This window comes from Streptomyces sp. NPDC111656, assembly GCF_055656965.1.
The window spans coordinates 1-2,566 of the sequence record NZ_JBVKCA010000073.1 but is presented as its reverse complement, the minus strand read 5'-3'; the positions used below and the strand labels follow the sequence as shown (position 1 = coordinate 2,566).

Sequence of the window (2,566 nt, the reverse complement as noted above, 5' to 3'; positions counted from 1 at the left end):
CCCAGGTCGCGGACGTAGGCGGGCAGTTGCTCGGCCAGTTGGCGGTAGGTCAGGCCCGGACGCCACGAGGGGAGGTGGACCTCGTAGACGGACAGTGGTGCCTCGTGCACCGGACGGGCCCCCCGCCCCGCCATCCACTCCTCGTCCGTCCACTCGTGGGACGACTCCGTGACGATCGAGGCGGTCGCCGGAGGCACTTCGGTGCGGCGGGCCATCGGGTCGGCGCGCATCGTGTGCGTACCGTCGGGCCGGGTGATGTCGAACTTGTACGGCGTTCCCTCGCCCATGCCGGGCAGGAACAGCTCCCACACGCCTGAGGAACCGAGCGACCGCATGGGGTAGGCGGTGCCGTCCCAGTGGCAGAAGTCCCCGCAGACCCTGACCCCCTGGGCGTTGGGTGCCCAGACCGTGAAGCGGGTGCCGGTCACGCCCTGGTGGGTCAGGGGATGAGCCCCGAGCGCCCGCCACAGCTCCTCGTGGCGTCCCTCGCCGATCAGATGGAGATCGACCTCGCCCAGCGCGGGCAGGAAGCGATACGGGTCATGCACCTCGTACGCGTGGCCCGCGTACGTCACCGACAGCACGTACTCGGGGATCCTGTCGAGCGGCAGGACGCCCGAGAAGAGGCCGTCACCGACCCCGCGCAGCTCCGTGCGCCGGCCGTCCACCACCACGGCGACGGCCTCGGCGTACGGTCGGAGCACGCGGAACACGACGCCGCCCGGCACCGGGTGCGCGCCGAGCAGCGCGTGCGGATCGTGGTGGGCGCCCGACAACAGGCGCGCGCGGTCCGTCGCGTCCAGCGCGGCTACCGGCCTGGTGCCAACGGCGGTGGTGGGAACTGCCACGGCTTCAGCCTCCTCGGGGAAAGCGGTGGGGCGGATGGATCCTGGGCTCCGGGTCGTCGTCACAGGCGTTCAGCACGACGTTCGACGCGGTGTTCTGCGTGATGCTCGACGCGGTGTTCGGTGGGGTGTTCGCCATGCCGTACCCCCGCGCCCTCGGCGAGGCGACCGACCGCGGCCATCGGGACCGGCAGCCAGTCGGGCCGGTGTCTCGCCTCGTACAGCACCTCGTACACGGCCCTGTCGGTCTCGTACGCGCGCAGCAGTTCGGGCTCCTCGCGCGGGTCCCACGCGGCCGCGGCGGCGTACCCCGCGCAGAAGGCCTCCCGGCAGCGCTGCGCCCACTCGGGGCGCCACGGCCGGCGGGAGCGCGCGGCGTAGTCGAAGGAGCGCAGCATGCCCGCGACATCGCGTACGGGGGACTGGAGGCGTCGGCGCTCGGTGAGCGGACGGGCCGGCTCGCCCTCGAAGTCGATGACGGACCACTGCGGCCCGGCCCGCAGCACCTGCCCCAGGTGGAGGTCGCCGTGAATCCGCTGCGCCGGCCGAATCGCCGCGTCGAGCGCCGCGAGCGCGTCGAAGGCCGAGCGCAGCCCTGCCGCGTGCGGCCGGAGTTCGGGCACGGAGCGGGCCGTGGAGTCGAGCCGTTCACTCATCGCGGCCGCGAGTTGCCGGTGCTGCAACGGACTGGGCGCTCTTACGGGGAGCGCCGCCGCCAGCGCCACATGTATCTCGGCGGTGGCCCGGCCGAGTTCGTATGCCTCCTCGGTGAACTCCCCGCCGGAGGTGAGCGATTGGAGCGCCAGGGTCCAGCCGTCGCAGGCATCGCGCAGGAACGGCTGGAGCACCCCGAGTGTCGCCTCCCGGGGCTGCGAGGTGCCGAACCACGCCGCGGGGGCGGGTACGCGGGTGCAGCCCTGCCGGGCCAGCGCCCAGGGCACCTCCAGGTCGGGGTTGATGCCCGGCTGGACGCGGCGGAAGACCTTCAGGATGAAGGAGTTCCCGTACACGAGGGAGGAGTTCGACTGCTCGGTGTCGAGGAGCCGGGGGGCGAGACCGCAGGGGACCGTCACCTGGGGATCCCGCTCGAAGAGCAGCGGTCCCGCAGCCCCGGGCGTGCGCAGCCGTTCCAGGAGCAGTCCCGCCGCGTCGGGATCGTGGAAGGCGTCGTACACGCTGAGGTCGGCCAGGGGGCCCGCGCTCGGACGGCCTATGAAGGCGGGGGCGAGCCGGGCTGGCAGGACCTCGCGTGCGCCGAGCAGAAGCTGGTAGCAGTCGTCGGGCGGGGGAGTGCCGGGACCTTCGGGTTCGGAGCCGCCGAGGTGTTCGGTGCGTATCAGGAGATGCAGGCAGCCCGGGTAGAGCTCGGTCGACGACACCACGCTCAGACCGGTGACGGGGTGGCCCTTGCCCGCGAACCAGCGCTGCCGCGGCAGCCATTGCCGCAGCAGTTCGGCGAGCGAGGTGAGCAGTGCGGCGGGGGCATGGCTGCCCGGACGGTGCAACGCGGTCTTCGGCATGGCGACACGTCCTTTCAGAGGCAAGCGATCTTCGATGGGCACACGATCACGTGCGATCACGTGCGGTCAGGATCGCTTGGCGGTGCCGGGGGTGATCGCGTGTCGCAGCCGGAACCAGTAGAAGCCGTGGCCCGCGAGGGTGAGCAAGTACGGCAGCTCGCCGATGGCCGGGAATCGCACCCCGCCGATGAGTTCGACCGG

At 72.3% G+C, this 2,566-nt stretch carries 3 protein-coding genes; all 3 read right to left on the bottom strand.

Translation table 11 applies throughout. The features are described 5' to 3' along the window. A partial coding sequence (locus ACZ7M3_RS52760) for a GlgB N-terminal domain-containing protein (RefSeq protein ID WP_472073967.1) occupies positions 1-848 on the bottom strand: 848 nt, incomplete at its 3' end. 59 nt (positions 849-907) lie between these two features. Then, entirely contained in the window at positions 908-2,365 is a 1,458-nt protein-coding gene (locus ACZ7M3_RS52755) for a maltokinase N-terminal cap-like domain-containing protein (protein ID WP_472073965.1), read from the bottom strand. A 66-nt stretch (positions 2,366-2,431) separates the two neighbouring features. Continuing rightward, the coding region (locus ACZ7M3_RS52750) for an alpha-glucosidase C-terminal domain-containing protein (RefSeq protein WP_472073969.1) at positions 2,432-2,566 on the bottom strand (135 nt) is incomplete at its 5' end.

What these genes read in the sequence shown, in the direction of transcription:
- ACZ7M3_RS52755 (WP_472073965.1), bottom strand. Translation starts at nt 2,365, where the DNA reads ATGCCGAAGACCGCGTTGCACCGTCCGGGCAGCCATGCCCCCGCCGCA.